Genomic DNA, 17,158 nt, shown 5'->3' with positions numbered 1-17,158 from the left:
GGTACGACGCGGGGCCGGCCAGGAAGAGGGCCGGCCCCGCGGGTGGTGTGCGGATTGTCAGGCAGGGCAGTTGGACAGCAGGTCGGCCTTGAACTCCGGCATGGGCGTGCCACCCTTGCCGAGCGTCGCGTCCCAGGCGGCCTTGTAGCTACCGTCGCCCGCCGCGGCCGTGAGGATCTCGTTGATCTTGGTGCAGCCCGCGGTGTCGGTCTTCTTCAGGCCGATGCCGTACGGCTCCTCGCTGAACGGTTCGCCGACGACCTTGAACTTGCCGGCGTACTCCGCCTGCGCCGCGTAGCCGGCGAGGATGATGTCGTCCGTGGTGACCGCGTCCACCTGGCCACCGCCGAGCGCGGTCACGCACTTGGAGTACGAGTCGAACTCCTGCAGCGCGACCTTCGGGTACTCCTCCTTGATCCGCTTGGCCGGCGTGGAGCCCGCGACCGAACAGACCTTCTTGCCGTCCAGAGCCTCCGGCCCGGTGATCGTGGAGTCCGTCGTGACCAGCAGGGACTGGCCGGCCAAGTAGTACGGCCCGGCGAACGCGACCTTCTTCTTCCGGTCGTCGTTGATCGTGTAGGTGGCGATCACGAGGTCGACCTGGCCCTGCTCGATGAACGGCTCACGGTTGGCCGACACGGTGGTCTTCCACTCGATCTTCGCCGGGTCCAGGCCGAGGCCCTTCGCCACGATCTTGCCGATCTCGATGTCGAAGCCCTCGTACGTCGTGCCCGTCTGCAGGCCCAGGCCCGGCTGGTCGGACTTGACGCCGATGATCAGCTTGCCGGACGCGGCCTTGCCGATCACGCCGTCCCCGGAGCCCCCGCCGCCGCTGCCGGCGTCGTCGCCGCCACCACAGGCGGCGACGGACAGGGCCATGACCGCGGCCGTGGCGACCGCAGCCATCCGCGAAACACGCATCTCATTCTCCTTCTTCGTCACGGGGTGCCGTGCGCCGGCGCCTCCGCAGTGGACGTATCTCAGTGGGTCAGGATCTTCGAGAGGAAGTCCTTGGCACGGTCGCTCGTGGGGTTCGCGAAGAACTCGGTCGGTGCGGCCTGCTCGACGAGCTGACCGTCCGCCATGAACACGACGCGGTTCGCCGCGTGCCGGGCGAAGCCCATCTCGTGGGTGACCACGACCATGGTCATGCCCTCCTTGGCCAGCGACGTCATCACGTCCAGCACCTCGCCGACCATCTCCGGGTCCAGCGCGCTGGTGGGCTCGTCGAAGAGCATCGCCTTCGGGCGCATGGCCAGCGCCCGCGCGATCGCGGCCCGTTGCTGCTGCCCGCCGGAGAGCATCGCCGGGTACTTCTGCGCCTGGTTCGCGATGCCGACGCGGTCGAGCAGCGCCATCGCGCGCTCCTTGGCCTCGGCCGGCTTCTCCTTGCGGACCTTGATCGGCCCGAGGGTCACGTTCTCCAGGATCGTCTTGTGTGCGAAGAGGTTGAACGACTGGAACACCATGCCCACGTCGCTGCGGAGGCGGGCCAGCGCCCTGCCCTCAGCGGGGAGCGGCTGTCCGTCGAACGTGATGGTGCCGCCGCTGATCGGTTCCAGCCGGTTGATCGAGCGGCACAGCGTCGACTTCCCGGAACCCGACGGGCCGATCACCACGACCACCTCGCCCCGGTCGATCGAGAGGCTGACGTCTCGCAACACGTGCAAGGGACCGAAGTGCTTGTTGACCCGGTCCAGCACGATGAGCGGCTCGCCCTCTGCCACGCTTGTCACCGTCCCCCTCGTACCCTCTGATCGCTTCTGACCTGTGGGCAAAACCTTAAGGGTGCCCTTGTGTCGGGAAGCAGCCTGGTTGGTCACGGAGAGGCAACACTTGACCGCATCTCCGCGGAAGCGGCACCGATCGTAGCCACCCTCCGCACCCATCGAGGGCGGGCCGGATTCACCGGTCCGTGGGTGCGCCGGATACGCTGGTCATGCCATGACTACCGCAGCCCCTTCCGCGCCGTCCGAGGCCCGCACCTACGAGGTGCGCACCTACGGCTGCCAGATGAACGTGCACGACTCCGAGCGCATATCCGGCCTGCTCGAGGCGGCCGGTTACGTGCGCGCACCGCAGGACGGCGACCCCGACGTGGTCGTCTTCAACACCTGTGCCGTCCGGGAGAACGCGGACAACCGCCTCTACGGAAACCTCGGCCACCTGCGCCCGGTCAAGGACTCACACCCGGGCATGCAGATCGCGGTCGGTGGCTGCCTCGCCCAGAAGGACCGCGGCGACATCGTGGCCAAGGCGCCCTGGGTCGACGTCGTCTTCGGCACGCACAACATCGGCTCGCTGCCCGCGCTGCTGGAGCGCGCCCGGCACAACGCAGACGCCGAGGTGGAGATCCTGGAGTCGCTGGAGGTCTTCCCCTCCACGCTGCCGACCCGCCGCGAATCGACGTACGCCGGCTGGGTCTCGATCTCGGTGGGCTGCAACAACACCTGCACGTTCTGCATCGTCCCGTCGCTGCGCGGCAAGGAGAAGGACCGCCGTCCCGGCGACGTGCTCTCCGAGGTGCGCGCGCTGGTCGCCGAGGGCGTGCTGGAGGTGACGCTGCTCGGGCAGAACGTCAACTCCTACGGCGTCGAGTTCGGCGACCGCTACGCGTTCGGCAAGCTGCTGCGCGCCACGGGCGAGATCGAGGGCCTGGAGCGGGTCCGGTTCACCAGCCCGCACCCGAAGGACTTCACCGACGACGTGATCGCCGCGATGGCGGAGACGCCGAACGTGTGCCACTCGCTGCACATGCCGCTGCAGTCCGGCTCCGACGCGATGCTCAAGTCGATGCGCCGGTCCTACCGGCAGGAGCGCTACCTCGGCATCATCGAGAAGGTGCGCGCCGCCATGCCGGACGCCGCGATCACCACGGACATCATCGTCGGCTTCCCCGGCGAGACCGAGGCCGACTTCCAGGCCACGCTCGACGTGGTCCGCGAGGCCCGGTTCTCCTCCGCGTTCACGTTCCAATACTCCAAGCGTCCCGGCACCCCCGCCGCCACCATGGACTCCCAGGTGCCGAAAGAGGTGGTCAAGGAGCGCTACGGCCGCCTGATGGAGGTGGTCGAGGAGATCACCTGGGCGGAGAACAGGCGTCAGATCGGCCGCGAGGTCGAGCTGCTGGTCGCGGTGGGAGAAGGCCGCAAGGACGAGCGCACCGGCCGCATGTCCGGCCGCGCCCGCGACGGCCGCCTGGTCCACTTCAACACCGGTGACCTGGCCGCCGTGATCCGCCCGGGCGACATCGTGCACACCGAGGTCACCTACGCGGCGCCGCACCACCTCAACGCGGACGGCGCACCGATCAGCCATCGCACCACCCGCGCGGGCGACGCGTGGGCCGCCGGCCGCACCACCCGCACACCGGGCGTCAACCTCGGCCTCCCGACGATCGGCGTCCCGGCGCCGCTCCCGGCCGCGGTTTCCGCCTGCCAAACCCAATAAGAGCTGGATATACCCGCTTCCGGCGGCGCGAGTTCCGCATGCTCCCGCGGGCACCGGTCGTCGCTGGCGCTCCTCCCTGCACGATCCGTGGCCGCAAGCCCAGAGCGCGCTGACGCGCGCCGCAAGCCAACGCGCGCTGTGAGCCAACGCGCGCTGTGAGCCAACGCGCGCTGTGAGCCAACGCGCGCTGTGAGCCAACGCGCGCTGTGAGCCAACGCGCGCTGTGAGCCAACGCGCTGACGCGCAAGCTCTCCGGTGCGCGCACTTCCGTGATCCAGGCGTTCCTCAAGTCGTTCTAACGACTTGAGGAACGCCTGGATCATGCGCTGTCGCTGTCGCTTGCCGTCGGAAGCGACTCTGTTGCCCATTCGGCGGTGGCTCGCCGTAAAGGATCATTGACCGACACGAAAGAGAGGTCGACTTCGATATTTGACCTCTCTTTCGTGTCGGTCAATGAACCTTCGGGCATGAGTGGTCGCGACAGCACGACCGCCACGCCGGCTTCCGCTCGACGCTGTCCGAGCTATGGCGGAAATAATTCGAAATTTCGGGCTTATGCCTCCGGTCTCCGGGCAGGGCTCGCGGCTTCCGATGCCGAATGGCAACGGAGTCGGAAGCGAGCGCTGGAAGCGGGTGTCGGGACCAGGCGGCCGGAATCAGGAGATCGGGCGCCTCGGGCCCGATATGTCGGCATATCGTGCCATCGCATCCGCGCTGCGCACGTGGCCGGAGCGTGACCGGTGCGGCGATTCCCGTCGGCCGGCGTCGCGAACACAAAAGCGCCGAGGGGCCGGCGTGGACCGTACCCTCTCGGCGCTCTGTTCTGATCTTTTTCAGCCGGCCTGCTCGGCGAGCCTGAGGAACTGCTGCTTGCTCTCCAGCGCCTTCTCCGCCTCGCGGATGCGCTTGGCGTCACCGGCGGCCTTCGCGCGCTCCAGGCGCTGCTCGGCCTCGGCGACCTGGTCGCGCATCTGCGCGAGCAGCGGGTTCGCGGACGGCTCGGTGCGGCGCCACGCGGAGTCCATCGCCTGGCGGAGCTTGTCCTCGATCGCGCGCATGCGGCGGTCGAGACTCGCCATGTTCTCCCGGGGGACGCGGCCGATATCGTGCCACTGGCCCTGGATCTCGCGAAGCTTGTTCTGCGCGACCTTGGGGTCGGCGTCGACGTCGACCGCCTCGGCCTCGGCCAGCAGCGCCTGCTTGCGCTCCAGGTTGCCCTTGAGCTCGGCGTCGCGGGCGGAGAAGACCTCGCTCCGGCGCGAGAAGAACGCGTCCTGCGCGGCCCGGAACCGGTCCCACAGCCGCTGCTCCGCCTCCTTCGAGGCGCGGGGCGCGGCCTTCCACTGGGTCATCAGGTCCTTGAGCCGGGCGGCGGTGTCGGCCCAGTCCTCCGACGCTGAGAGCGACTCCGCCTCCTTGACCAGGTCTTCCTTGGCGCCCTGGGCCTGCTTGCGCTGCCCGTCGAGCGTGGCGAAGTGCGCGCCCCGGCGTCGGGTGAACCCGTCACGCGCGGCCGCGAACCGCTTCCACAGCTCGCCGTCGGTCTTCTTGTCGATCCCGCGAATGGTCTTCCACTCGTCGAGGATCTCCTTGAGGCGGTCGCCCGCGGCCTTCCACCCGGTCGACTCGGCGGCGATCTTCTCCGCCTCCTCGACCAGCGCGACCTTGCGGGCCTGCGCCTCGGTCCGGGCGGTCTCCTTCGCGGCCTTCGCCGCGGCCGCGCTCTCCTCGGCCTGCGTGGTCAGCCGGTCGAGGCGGGCCGCGAGCCCGTCCACATCGCCGACCACGTGGGCCTCGGCGAGCTCGGCCCGAAGCCTCTTCACGCTGCTCAGGGAGTGCGCCGCGTCGGCCGCACCGGACTTCAGCCGAGCCTCGATGAGGTCGACCTCGGTAACCTTGTCCGCAAAGCGGCGCGCGAAGTGGGCGAGGCCCTCCTCGGGCGTTCCCGCCTGCCAGGATCCGACCACGCGCTCGCCATCGGCGGTCTTGCAGTAGACCGTGCCGTCGGCGTCCACCCGACCGTAGGCGGTCCAGTCGCTCATCTGCCCATCCTCAGTTCTTCCCGGCTCCGGAGGGAAAGCCTGTTTTCCTCCGGTCACCGCCACCGCGCAGTAGGTTGCCTATGAACTTCTCCCGGCATTGTCACAGGTTCGCCCCCGTGTCCGTCGAGTGCCTGTTGACGACCGTGACCATACGGTGTTCTAGGTCGGCCGTGTGGCGGTTCCGCACGCCCGTGCAGTTACCGTAGGTCGCGTGTCGTCACCCGCCGCATCCAGGGTCTTCCCCCATCAGGGTCGTGTCGTGGCCGTTCTCGGCCCGACCGCGGCCGGAAAGTCGGATCTCAGCATCGCGCTGGCCGAGACGCTCGGGGGAGAGGTGGTCAACGCCGACTCCATGCAGCTCTACCGCGGGATGGACATCGGCACGGCCAAGCTGACCCTGGCCGAGCGACGCGGCGTGCCGCACCACGTGCTGGACATCTGGGACGTCTCGCAGCCGGCCGCGGTCGCCGAGTACCAGGCGCTGGCTCGCGCCGCGATCGACGACATCCTCGCCCGGGGCCGGGTGCCGCTGCTGGTCGGCGGCTCCGGCCTCTACGTCCAGGCGGTCCTGGAACAATTCTCCTTCCCGGGTACGTCGCCGTCGCTGCGCGCCTCGCTGGAAGCCCAGCTGGCCGCGGCCGGTCCGGCAGCCCTCCATGATCGGCTGCGGGGTCTCGACCCGGCGGCAGCCGACTCGATCCTGCCCAGCAACGGCCGGCGGATAGTCCGGGCGCTGGAGGTGATCGAGCTGACCGGGAAGCCGTTCACCGCCTCGCTGCCCGACTCGCCCCGGCCCTTCTACGACAGCGTGCGGATCGGCGTCGACCGGGAGACCACCTCGCTGGACGCGCGAATCGCCCGGCGGGTGGACCTGATGTGGCAGCAGGGGCTGGTCGGCGAGGTCGCCGGTCTGCTCCCGCACGGCCTGCGCGAAGGCCGGACCGCGGGCCGCGCGCTCGGCTACCAGCAGGCGATCGACCAGCTCGACGGCGTGTGCGGGGAGTCCGAGGCGCGCGAGCGGACCACGGCCGCGACCCGCCGGTTCGTCCGCCGCCAGCGCTCCTGGTTCCGCCGGGACCCGTCCGTGCACTGGCTGGACGGCGGGGCGCCCGATCTCGTGGATTCCGCGCTGCGGTTGGTGGATCTTCCGGTGGGTGCGGAATGATGGTCCGGTGCAGTTCACCAAGGGCCACGGCGCCGCCAACGACTTCGTCATCCTCGCGGACCCGGACGGGCAGCTCGCGCTGACGCCGTCGCTGGTCGCGTCGCTCTGCGACCGGCACCGCGGGATCGGCGCCGACGGCGTGCTCCGGGTGGTCCGCACCGCGAAGCACCCGGAGGCGGTGGGCCGCGCGGCCGACGCCGAATGGTTCATGGACTACTGGAACGCGGACGGCTCGATCGCCGAGATGTGCGGCAACGGCGTGCGCGTCTTCGCCCGCTACCTGGCCGTCTCCGGCCTGGCCGAGGGCGCTTCGTTCCCGATCCTGACCCGGGCCGGGCTGGTCCGCGCCACGATCGACGGCGACACCATCGCGGTGGACATGCCGGCCCCGCGCCTCGGTGCCGCCGGTGCGGCCACGATCGTGCCGCTCACGTTCCCCGGCACCGCGGTCGACGTCGGCAACCCGCACCTGGTCAGCGTGCTGCCGGACGGCGTCGACCTGGACTCGCTGGACCTGACCCGGTCGCCCGGCTTCGACCCGGCGCTGTTCCCGGCCGGCGTCAACGTCGAGTTCGTGACGCCGCTGCCGCCGCTCGACGGCTTCGACCTGCACGTCCGCATGCGCGTCTACGAGCGCGGCTCCGGCGAGACGCTGGCCTGCGGCTCGGGCGCGCTGGCGGTCGCGGCGGTCGCGCTGCACGACGCGGCCCTCGACGCCGGCACGGTCGCGGTCGAGTTGCTCGGCGGCCGCCTGGCCGCGACGCGCACCGACGCGGGCTGGACCCTCGCCGGCCCGGCCGTCCTGGTCGCCACCGGCGAGATCGACGTCAGCGCACTGAGCACGATCGACTGACCGGTGGGTTGTCCGGCGCCCGGCCGCAGGCGCTCCGTTGGTATCTTCACCAACCTCCCGGCCGAGCCGCACACCTGGCAGTCCGCGGACTGACCGCCCACCCGGCTTCGCCCGGCCGCACGCCCGCCGCCGGCTCGGGCGTGGGCGACCGGCTTCGCGCGGCTGCCGGCTCGGGCGCGGCTCGGACGTGGGCGACCGGCGCGTCGCGCGGGTCGCCGGCTCGGGCGTGGGCGACCGGCTTCGCGCGGCTCCCGGCTCGGGCGCGGGGCCCCGCCGGCTCGGGCGTGGGCGACCGGCTTCGCGCGGGCACCGCTCGGCCGCGGGCGGCCTCCCTGCCGCTTCTGGCGTGGCGCGAAACCCCAGCACCTTCAGCGGCGAGCCCACCCGCTACCCGGCACACACCTCACGATCAGGGCGCCCCCCATGCTGTTCCACGATATTGGGGGACGCCCTGATCTCGGGGGCGGCGGTGCGGGACCGGCGATGATCTTGCAGGAAGGCCGGTCGGCGGCAGGCCGGTGCCCGATGCCACCTAGGTCAAGTTGATCATGGAGTCCGACCTGCGCCTTTCACGAGCACCTCGCCGGCATCCGCGCGACGCCGCCGGCCACCTCCGTCGCCCGTCCCCCGGACGGACTCCGTTGCCCGTCCCCTCGGACCGTCGAGCGCGGGCCCACTCAAGCCCGCGCGCGGCATCCAAGCGTTCCGCGCCCGAAATATCGCGACATCCGACCCTCCGGCGTGGACTGCCCGCCCGCGAGGCGCCACCGCCGCGACCTGAGTGATCAATCAGTGGAGCAAAAGATAGATCAAAAATCGAAGTTGATCGCTCTTTTGCTCCACTGATTGATCACTCAGGCGCCAGGTCCAAGGTCGTCAAGGCATTCCTGGCGTCGTCAGACAGGCGCTTGGCGGCTTTATCAGGAAATTTCGGGCACAAGGCGCTCGGGTACAAGGCGCTCGGGCACAAGGCGCTCGGGTACAAGGCGCTCGGGTACAAGGCGCTCGGGTGCATCGGAGGGGTGCGGCTCTCTGCCCGCCGCCGGCGGGGTTTCGGCGTCCGGAGGCCGTGCGATTCGCGCACCGACAGCAAAGGCCACCTCGGAACCTGGATCGAACTGACGGTATTCCTGCTGGTCGGGGGAGTGGGGCCGTACCGCACCTAATTCTTGCTGGCCAGCGGAGTGCGGCCGTACCGCACTACTTCAAGATCGGAATAAGCTGAGTGGCATTGGGCCGGTGGCCGCGGGCGCACTCGGAACGTGGGCGCGCCGGAAGCGGGAATAGCGGGTTCCGGAAGGCCGGGCGCGGCCACTGACGTTTCGTGGCCGCGCCCGGGTTTCGTCACTGCTCCGGTGCGCCGAAGCTGGTGTCCTCGTCCGAGTCGACGCCACCGAAGTCGGCGCTGGTGCCGTGGCTGGCGGCGGCGCGGCGGACCGCGGCCGCGACGGCCGGGGCGACCCGGGTGTCGAAGACGCTGGGCACGATCACCGTCGGGTTGATCTTGTCCTCGCCGACCACGTCCGCGATGGCCTGGGCGGCGGCCAGCGCCATCTCCTCGGTGAAGTTCTCCGCGTGGGCGTCGAGCATGCCGCGGAAGACGCCGGGGAAGGCCAGCACGTTGTTGATCTGGTTGGGCTGGTCGCTGCGGCCGGTCGCGACGATCGCGGCGTGCTCGCGGGCCGCGCGCGGGTCGACCTCGGGGTCCGGGTTGGCCAGCGCGAACACGATCGAGCGGTCCGCCATGGTGGCGATGTCGTCGCCGGTGAGCAGGTTCGGCGCGGAGACGCCGATGAACACGTCCGCGCCGCGGATCGCGCCCTTCAGATCCCCGACATAGCCGGACTTGTTGGTGTTCTCCGCCAGCCACTGCCAGGTCGGGTTCAGGTTCTCCAGGCCGCGGTGCAGCGCGCCGGGCCGGTCGTACGCGATGATGTCGCCCACGCCCTGGCGGAGCAGCAGCTTCATGATGGCGGTGCCCGCGGCGCCGGCGCCGGAGACGACCACGCGCACGTCGGCCAGGTTCTTGCCGACGACGCGCAGCGCGTTGGTCAGCGCGGCCAGCACGCAGATCGCGGTGCCGTGCTGGTCGTCGTGGAAGACCGGGATGTCCAGCAGCTCGCGCAGCCGCGCCTCGATCTCGAAGCAGCGCGGCGCCGCGATGTCCTCAAGGTTGATGCCGCCGTACCCGGGAGCGATCGCCCGGACGATGTTGACGATCTCGTCGGTGTCCTGCGTGTCGAGCACGACCGGCCACGCGTCGACGCCGCCGAAGCGCTTGAACAGCGCGGCCTTGCCCTCCATCACCGGGAGTGAGGCGGCGGGGCCGATGTTGCCGAGGCCGAGGACGGCGGACCCGTCCGTGACGACCGCGACCGTGTTGCGCTTGATCGTCAGGCGGCGGGCGTCCTCGGGGTTCTCCGCGATCGCGAGGCAGACGCGGGCGACACCCGGCGTATACGCCCGGGAGAGTTCGTCGCGGTTGCGCAGCGCGACCTTGGACGTGACCTCGATCTTGCCGCCGAGGTGCAGCAGGAACGTGCGGTCGGAGACCTTCCGGACCTCCACGCCGTCCAGCTCCTCCAGGGCCTTGACGACCTGGTCCGCGTGGGTGGAGTCGGCGGTGTCGCAGGTGAGGTCGACGGTGACGCGCGAGGGGTCGGAGTCGACCACGTCGAGCGCGGTCACGATCGCGCCGGCCTCGCCCACGCACGTGGTCAGGCGGCCGATCGCGGAGGCGTCGGCGATGACGCTAACCCGGATGGTGATCGAGAACCCTGCGCTCGGCAGGCGGGTCGGGGACAACGGTCCTCCCAGGTTGTACGGCGATGTACCGGTCCTGATTCTTGTCCTTTACCCGGGAGGGGGCGTACCCCGGGGTGATTTATGAGTGCACTGAGCCGGAGAGCGTGCAACCATCGAGGTCTGAGGAGGGAATTACTTGCCTAGTAACCACACAGCGTCAACCTCTGAGCCCGACTTCGACGAGATCGATCTGTGGGACGACGAGGATCAGAACACCGACGACGACGTGACGACCGGTGAGCTGGAGCTGGAGGACAGGCACGCCCTGCGCCGCGTGGCGGGTCTCAGCACCGAGCTCACCGACGTCACCGAGGTCGAGTACCGCCAGCTCCGCCTGGAGCGCGTCGTGCTGGTCGGTGTCTGGATCGGTGGGTCCGTCACCGACGCGGAGAACTCGCTGACCGAGCTGGCCGCGCTGGCCGAGACCGCCGGTTCGCAGATCCTGGAGGGCCTGGTCCAGCGGCGCAACCGTCCCGACCCGGCCACGTTCATCGGACGCGGCAAGGTCGAGGAGCTGGGCGCGGTCGTCCGGGAGACCGGTGCCGACACCGTCATCTGCGACGGCGAGCTGTCCCCGTCCCAGCTGCGTAACCTGGAGCAGCAGGTCAAGGTCAAGGTCGTCGACCGGACCGCGCTGATCCTGGACATCTTCGCCCAGCACGCCAAGAGCAAGGAGGGCAAGGCGCAGGTCGAGCTGGCTCAGCTCGAATACCTGGTGCCGCGCCTCCGGGGCTGGGGTGAGTCGCTGTCCCGACAGGCCGGTGGTGCCGGTGGTGCGAGCGGCGGCGGCGTGGGCCTGCGCGGTCCCGGTGAGACGAAGCTGGAGATCGACCGGCGGCGCATCCGGACGCGCATCGCCCGCCTGCGGCGGGAGATCAAGGCGATGAAGACGGTACGGGAGACCAAGCGCGCCCGTCGTACGCGGCGCGCGGTGCCGGCCGTCGCGATCGCCGGCTACACCAACGCCGGAAAGTCCAGCCTGCTGAACAAGCTGACCAACGCGGGCGTGCTGGTGGAGAACGCGCTGTTCGCCACGCTGGACCCGACCACCCGCCGGGCGTACGCGTCGGACGGCCGGATCTACACGCTCTCCGACACGGTCGGCTTCGTCCGGCACCTGCCGCACCAGATCGTGGAGGCGTTCCGCTCCACGCTCGAGGAGGTCGCGGAGGCCGACGTGGTGGTGCACGTGGTGGACGGCTCGCATCCCGACCCGGAGGAGCAGCTGCGCGCGGTGCGCGAGGTGCTGGCCGAGGTCGGCGCGGATCGGCTGCCGGAGCTGCTGGTGGTCAACAAGACCGACGCGGCCGACGAGGAGACGCTGCTCCGCCTCAAACGCGAGTGGCCCGACGCGATCTTCGTCTCGGCGCACACCGGCCGCGGCATCGACGAGCTGCGGACCGCGATCGAGGGACGGCTGCCGCGCCCGGCCGTGGAGATCCGCGTCACGGTGCCGTACGACCGGGGTGATCTGGTCGCGCAGGTGCACCGGCGCGGCGAGGTGCTGAGCACCGCACACACCGGCGAGGGTACGCAGCTGCACGTCCGCGTCGACGAAGCGCTCGCCGCCGAGCTGTCACCGTGGGTAACCGGCTGACGTTTCCTATTGTCATGGTTTGTGGTTGTTGGTGGGTGCGATGCGGCGCGTAAGGGCGGCATCGCACCCGGTGTGTGTCAGCCGGCTTTGATCGGCGTGTAACCAAGGTTCGAGGATGGCGTGCGAGACTAGCCGGATGCGGCGTGCAGTTTCATCGATTGTTGTGGCGTTCGGGCTGGTCGCTGCCATGCCGTCGAACGCACTCGCGGCGGCGGCCGCGGAGCCCGCGAAGGGCCAGGAGGTGTGCAAGCTCTCCGACCAGGTGCTGTCCGAGCTCTCCGGCATCGCCGCCTACGACGACGGCTACTTCGTCATCAACGACGGCTCGGACAATCCCGCGGAGGCCACCAAGGTCTTCTACCTGGACGGCAAGTGCAAGCTTCAGGGAAAGCGGACCATGGAGTACCCCGGCGATCCCGCGGACACCGAGGACATGGTGCTCTCGCCGGACGGCAAGACGCTGTGGGTCGGCGACGTCGGTGACAACGAGGGCAAGCGCGCCACGATCGGTCTTTTCAAGATCGATTTGACGGCGGAGAGCCCGGAGCCGGTCTACTACCCGCTGCGCTACCCCGGGGACAACGCGCCCAACGCCGAGGCACTGCTGGTCAACGGCGACGGTACGCCGATCGTGGTGACCAAGGAAGCGGCGATCGCCCACCTCTGGGTCCCCTCGGCACCGCTGGAGAAGACGGCGGACGGCATCGAGCTCAAGCAGGCCGGCGAGTGGAAGATCCCGCTCACCGAGACGAGCACCTGGCTCGGTGTGCCGGGCCGGCTCGCGGTCACCGGCGGCGCGGTCGCGCCCGGCGGCGCGAAGGTGGCGCTCCGGACGTACGCGGACGCGTTCGAGTGGGACGTGCAGAACGGCGACGTGATCGCGGCCGTGACCTCGGGTGAACCGCGGATCACCGGGCTGCCCGACGAGTCGTTCGGCGAGGCGATCTCGTACGCGGCGGACGGCACCTCCTTCGTCACGGTCTCCGAGGTGTCCCCGGGGCAGACGTTCGCCAAGGACACGCCCAAACTGCTGAAGTACGCGCCGGCGCACAACGCGGTCCAGGCGGACACCGGCGACGGTGACGGCCAGGGCGACAACCGGGCGCTCTGGGAGCGGGTCTCGCTCGGCCAGATCACGGCCGGCATCGTGTCGGTCGGCATCGTCGGCCTGCTCATGCTGGCCGGCGGCATCGCGGGCATCGTGATGTTCCGGCGTCGCAACCCGGTCCCGGACGAGGAGGAGACGCCGGCCAGGTCCGCGTCCGCCGCCGGCTCCGGTGACGGCGACTCGCCGGACCAGAGCGGCGGCTTCGGAGCCGAGTCCTCCGGCGCCAACCGGCGCGAGCCGGCGGCCGCGGGCGCGGTGTACGGCGCCGGTGGCGCGGCCCGGTCCGCCGGCGTGTACGGCGGTGGCCCCGGCGGCATGAACGGCGGCGGTTCCGGCGCGGTCCAGCGCGGTGGTGGCGTCTACGGCGGCGGGCCGGCTGGTATGAACGGTGGCGGTTCCGGCGCGGTCTACGGAGCCGGCGGCGCCGGTGCGGGCCAGGGCGGCGGCAAGGCCGGTGTCAGCAAGGCCGGCGGCGTCTACGGCGGCGGCCCGGCCGGTATGAACGGTGGCGGTTCCGGTGCGGTCTACGGTGCCGGTGGCGATGGCCGGGGCTCCGGTCGCGCTCCCGGCGGACCGGGTGGTTCCGGTCCCGCGGCTCCCGGCCAGGGTCCGCGTGGCGGTCCCGCGGCTCCCGGCCAGGGTCCGCGTGGCGGTCCCGCGGCTCCCGGCCAGGGTCCGCGTGGCGGTCCCGCGGCTCCCGGCCAGGGTCCGCGTGGCGGTCCTGCCGCTCCCGGCCAGGGTCCGCGCGGCGGCGGACCTCGTGGCGGTGGCCGTGCCCCGCAGGATCCGCAGCAGAGCGGTGGCGTCTACGGAGGTGGCCCGGCCGGCATGAACGGTGGCGGTTCCGGCGCGGTCTACGGCGCCGGCGGCCAGGGCGGCGGTCGCGGACCCGGCGACGGCGGTCGCGGCCCGGTCGGCCCCGGCGGCGGTCCGCGCGGTGGCGGTCAGGGTGGTCCCGGCGGCCCCGGCGGTTCGCGCGGTGGCGGTCAGGGTGGTCCCGGCGGCCCCGGCGGTTCGCGCGGTGGCGGTCAGGGTGGTCCCGGCGGCCCCGGCGGTTCGCGTGGCGGCGGCCAGGGCGGTCCCGGTGGCCCGCGCGGCGGCGGACCGAACGGTGCCGGTCCCGGCGACGGTGGCCCGCGTGGCCCGCAGCAGAGCGGCGGAACTCCGCAGCAGAGCGGTGGGAACCCGCAGGCCGGGCGCGGCGCCCAGCAGGGCGCGCGAGGCCCGCGGGACGGTGGGCGTGGTCCGCAGGACGGGCGTAACCCGCAGGAGGGCGGCGGCCGTCCGCCGCGCCAGGGCGGGAACGGCGTCTACGGTGGCGGTCCCGGCGGCATGAACGGCGGCGGTTCCGGCGCTGTCTACGGCGGCGGTGACGGCGAGCGGAGCGGCGGTCACGACCGCCGCGACGACCAGCGAGGCGGTTACCCGCAGAACCCGCCCTACGACGACCGCCGGCGCTGATCGCGCACAGACACACCCCGGGGTGCGGTCTCCACGGCCGGTGGAGCCCGCACCCCGATTTCAGCGCCGCGGAAGCGGCGCCGGCGCTCAGATCCGGCGCAGCACGGCCACGACGCGGCCGATGATGGAGGCGTCGTCGCCCGGAATCGGGTCGAAGGCCGGGTTCGCCGGCATCAGCCAGACGTGGCCGTCGCGGCGGCGGTAGGTCTTCACCGTGGCCTCGCCGTCCAGCATCGCGGCGACGATCTCGCCGGAGTCGGCGTTGGGCTGCTGGCGCACCACGACCCAGTCACCGTCGCAGATCGCGGCGTCGATCATCGAGTCGCCCTTGACCTTCAGCATGAAGACCTCGCCCTCGCCGACCAGCTCGCGCGGCAGCGGGAAGACCTCCTCCACGGCCTGCTCCGCGAGGATCGGGCCACCGGCCGCGATCCGGCCCAGCATCGGCACGAACGCGGGCGTGGGCCGTTGCGCGCGGGCCGCCTCGTCGTCCATCATGTCGGCCGGCGGCCGGACGTCGACCGCGCGCGGCCGGTTCGGGTCGCGGCGCAGGAAGCCCTTCCGCTCCAGCTCCTTCAGCTGGTAGGCGACGGACGACGGGGAGACGAGGCCGACCGCCTCGCCGATCTCCCGGACGCTCGGCGGGTAGCCGTACTTCTCCACCCACTCGCGGATGAACTCGAGGATCCTGCGCTGGCGGGCGGTGAGGTCCGCGGAGACCAGGTCGGGGAAGCTGCTGACCGGCTGCACCGGCCGCAGGTGCGGGGCCGCGGCCCGTTGCCGCCCGGCGCCGCGCTTGCCCGCGGAGGGCGCACTCTTGCCCTGCTGCTCCTGCTCCGGATGCTTGCTCCGGTCGTCGGTTGACACGTCCGTCCTCCCTGGTCGGTGAGTGCCTGTTTCGGCACCTGGCGGCGCTGCGCGGTGGGGAAGTGCGCAAAACGCCACCAATCGGTACGGGATGGACCAGCCCGAACCGGATTGGGGAAGCCGGTACGGCGTGGTGACCCCTCTGTGCGCAAACGGTAATGGTGAAATCCCACTTCTTCAAACATCTGTACGAGATTTGGGCGGCGTGTCGTGCTTTCGAGTCTCGACATCCGTACGCATGTTCTGGTAGACCTTCGTACGTCCGTTCTATAGAACTGTTGTTCGAGTAAGATCATTATTGCTGGGGGGTCCCGTGGCTGGGGCGGCAACTACGACGGCGTTCTCCGCATCCGCGGTAAGCGCTCCCACCAGGGCGGCGATCGGTTGGGGGACCGATCGCGCGGCCCGTCCCGCGAAGAGGCCGCTGCGCCTCACCAGGCGCGGCCGGATCGTCCGGATGGTCGCGTTGGTCGCGCTCGCCTGGGTCGCGGTCGGCCTGCTGGCCGCCACCGCCTCGCACGCGGAGAACGACGCGGGCCCGCTTCCCACCGCCGTGGTGCAGAAGCACGACACGCTGTGGGACGTCGCGGCGCGATACCGTCCCAGCGACGACCCGTTCGCCATGGTCGAGGAGATCCGGAAGCTCAACGACCTGCCCGGTTACACGATCCACCCCGGCCAGGAGCTGCGGCTCCCGCGTGGGCGCTGAGAGCCGGCCGGGCGAGCACCGAAACCGCGCGAGCGGCCCCGACGCGGCGCACCCGGTCGAGCGGCCCGACGCGGCGCACCCGGTCGAGCGGCCCGACGCGGCGCACCCGGGCACCGGCAACCGGATGGGCGGGCGCCGACACCGCGCGAGCGGGCGCCGGCGCGACGCACCGGCGCCGAAAGTCGGAGAAGCGGCCGCCGAAACCGGACGATCAGGTGCCGAAGCCGGACGTACGAGCGCCGAAAAGCGGGCAAATCAAGCGAGTTCCGCGCGGCCGGTAACCACCGTCCCACGACGCGTGTTGAGACCGCAGGCACAGTTGTGAACGATGCGGCGGGTGAGCTTGCACCTGTGGCGTGCGGGGCCTAGGGTCACAACATCTAGTAGTGACACGGGTGTAAGTCATCAACTGGTAGGGGTCCTCACCCCCACCTTCCCAGCCTGTTCACCACAGCGGCCGCCCGGTGCAACCGGGCGTTTCGCTGCGGTTCGGCGTGCGCGGGGCAAGGCTGGAGGGGTGAGCCGGCCCGACCGCGGGGGAAGGGGACGCTCGACATGCGCTGTCCGTATTGCCGGCACGCCGACTCCCGGGTGGTCGACTCCCGCGAGGCGGACGACGGGCAGCTGATCCGCCGGCGGCGGTCCTGCCCCGAGTGCGGCAAGCGGTTCACCACGGTCGAGGAGGCGGTCCTCGCGGTGGTGAAGCGCAGTGGCGTCACCGAGCCGTTCAGCCGGACGAAGATCGCCAACGGCGTGCGCAAGGCCTGCCAGGGCCGCCCGGTCACGGACGACGCGCTGGCACTGCTCGCGCAGCGGGTGGAGGACGCGGTCCGGTCACGCGGCGCGGCGGAGATCCCGAGCAACGAGGTCGGTCTCGCGATCCTCGGTCCGCTCCGGGAGCTCGACGTCGTGGCCTACCTGCGGTTCGCCAGCGTCTACCGGTCGTTCGACACGCTGGGGGACTTCGAGCGCGAGATCGAGGCGTTGCGCCAGGAGGCACTTGCGCGCGAGGCCGCGATCGAGCAGGGCGCGGACGCGGGCGGCGCGGCAGCCGTACCGTCCGGTCGCTCTGGGGTTCTCAATAGCAACTGAGTTGTGAGA

The 17,158-nt window shown here is 71.1% G+C and carries 13 protein-coding genes; 7 read left to right on the top strand and 6 right to left on the bottom strand.

The window, feature by feature from the left end:
• Window positions 1-57: 57 nt before the first annotated feature.
• Together J2S43_RS27475 and J2S43_RS27470 are read right to left on the bottom strand one after the other, a co-directional pair.
• On the bottom strand, window positions 58-921 hold the full coding sequence (locus J2S43_RS27475) for a glutamate ABC transporter substrate-binding protein (RefSeq protein WP_306834038.1): 864 nt from the start codon (window positions 919-921) through the stop codon (window positions 58-60).
• A gap of 59 nt (window positions 922-980) precedes the next feature.
• Window positions 981-1,727 (bottom strand): amino acid ABC transporter ATP-binding protein, encoded by a 747-nt coding sequence (locus J2S43_RS27470; RefSeq protein WP_306839477.1) that lies wholly within the window; start codon window positions 1,725-1,727, stop codon window positions 981-983.
• A 217-nt stretch (window positions 1,728-1,944) separates the two neighbouring features.
• Here J2S43_RS27470 and miaB point away from each other — a divergent pair, with 217 nt between their 5' ends.
• Window positions 1,945-3,450, top strand: a complete 1,506-nt coding sequence (gene miaB, locus J2S43_RS27465) for a tRNA (N6-isopentenyl adenosine(37)-C2)-methylthiotransferase MiaB (RefSeq protein WP_306834037.1) — start codon at window positions 1,945-1,947, stop codon at window positions 3,448-3,450.
• A 319-nt stretch (window positions 3,451-3,769) separates the two neighbouring features.
• Here the strand turns inward: miaB and J2S43_RS27460 are convergent, their stop codons facing one another.
• Both J2S43_RS27460 and J2S43_RS27455 read right to left on the bottom strand, forming a co-directional pair.
• Window positions 3,770-3,946 (bottom strand): hypothetical protein, encoded by a 177-nt coding sequence (locus J2S43_RS27460; RefSeq protein WP_306834035.1) that lies wholly within the window; start codon window positions 3,944-3,946, stop codon window positions 3,770-3,772.
• Between the two features lie 337 nt (window positions 3,947-4,283).
• Complete coding sequence (locus J2S43_RS27455) at window positions 4,284-5,492, bottom strand: DUF349 domain-containing protein (protein ID WP_306834033.1); 1,209 nt, start codon at window positions 5,490-5,492, stop codon at window positions 4,284-4,286.
• A gap of 211 nt (window positions 5,493-5,703) precedes the next feature.
• Here J2S43_RS27455 and miaA point away from each other — a divergent pair, with 211 nt between their 5' ends.
• Both miaA and dapF read left to right on the top strand, forming a co-directional pair.
• Window positions 5,704-6,657, top strand: a complete 954-nt coding sequence (gene miaA, locus J2S43_RS27450; protein ID WP_306834031.1) for a tRNA (adenosine(37)-N6)-dimethylallyltransferase MiaA — start codon at window positions 5,704-5,706, stop codon at window positions 6,655-6,657.
• Between the two features lie 7 nt (window positions 6,658-6,664).
• Window positions 6,665-7,510 carry a diaminopimelate epimerase gene (gene dapF, locus J2S43_RS27445; protein WP_306834029.1) on the top strand — a complete coding sequence of 282 codons (846 nt, stop codon included), beginning with the start codon at window positions 6,665-6,667 and terminating at the stop codon, window positions 7,508-7,510.
• A gap of 1,344 nt (window positions 7,511-8,854) precedes the next feature.
• Here dapF and J2S43_RS27440 read toward each other — a convergent pair.
• The gene (locus J2S43_RS27440; protein ID WP_370881660.1) at window positions 8,855-10,315 is read right to left on the bottom strand and encodes an NAD-dependent malic enzyme; all 1,461 of its coding nucleotides are present in this window, start codon (window positions 10,313-10,315) and stop codon (window positions 8,855-8,857) included.
• A gap of 184 nt (window positions 10,316-10,499) precedes the next feature.
• Between J2S43_RS27440 and hflX the strand changes: the two genes are divergently transcribed.
• Window positions 10,500-11,912, top strand: a complete 1,413-nt coding sequence (hflX, locus tag J2S43_RS27435; protein WP_306839475.1) for a GTPase HflX — start codon at window positions 10,500-10,502, stop codon at window positions 11,910-11,912.
• A gap of 187 nt (window positions 11,913-12,099) precedes the next feature.
• Window positions 12,100-14,481 (top strand): hypothetical protein, encoded by a 2,382-nt coding sequence (locus J2S43_RS27430; protein WP_306834027.1) that lies wholly within the window; start codon window positions 12,100-12,102, stop codon window positions 14,479-14,481.
• An 87-nt stretch (window positions 14,482-14,568) separates the two neighbouring features.
• Here J2S43_RS27430 and lexA read toward each other — a convergent pair whose 3' ends face one another.
• Window positions 14,569-15,348, bottom strand: a complete 780-nt coding sequence (gene lexA, locus J2S43_RS27425) for a transcriptional repressor LexA (RefSeq protein ID WP_306834025.1) — start codon at window positions 15,346-15,348, stop codon at window positions 14,569-14,571.
• Window positions 15,349-15,805: 457 nt separating this feature from the next.
• On the opposite strand from lexA, the gene J2S43_RS27420 reads away from it, so the two are divergent.
• Together J2S43_RS27420 and nrdR are read left to right on the top strand one after the other, a co-directional pair.
• Window positions 15,806-16,057 carry a LysM peptidoglycan-binding domain-containing protein gene (locus tag J2S43_RS27420; RefSeq protein WP_306834023.1) on the top strand — a complete coding sequence of 84 codons (252 nt, stop codon included), beginning with the start codon at window positions 15,806-15,808 and terminating at the stop codon, window positions 16,055-16,057.
• Between the two features lie 555 nt (window positions 16,058-16,612).
• Window positions 16,613-17,149 (top strand): transcriptional regulator NrdR, encoded by a 537-nt coding sequence (nrdR, locus tag J2S43_RS27415; protein ID WP_306834021.1) that lies wholly within the window; start codon window positions 16,613-16,615, stop codon window positions 17,147-17,149.
• The last annotated feature ends 9 nt before the right edge of the window (window positions 17,150-17,158 follow it).

It is taken from the genome of Catenuloplanes nepalensis (genome assembly GCF_030811575.1).
Lineage (GTDB): Bacteria > Actinomycetota > Actinomycetes > Mycobacteriales > Micromonosporaceae > Catenuloplanes > Catenuloplanes nepalensis.
This window is presented reverse-complemented; position numbering and strand designations above follow the sequence as displayed.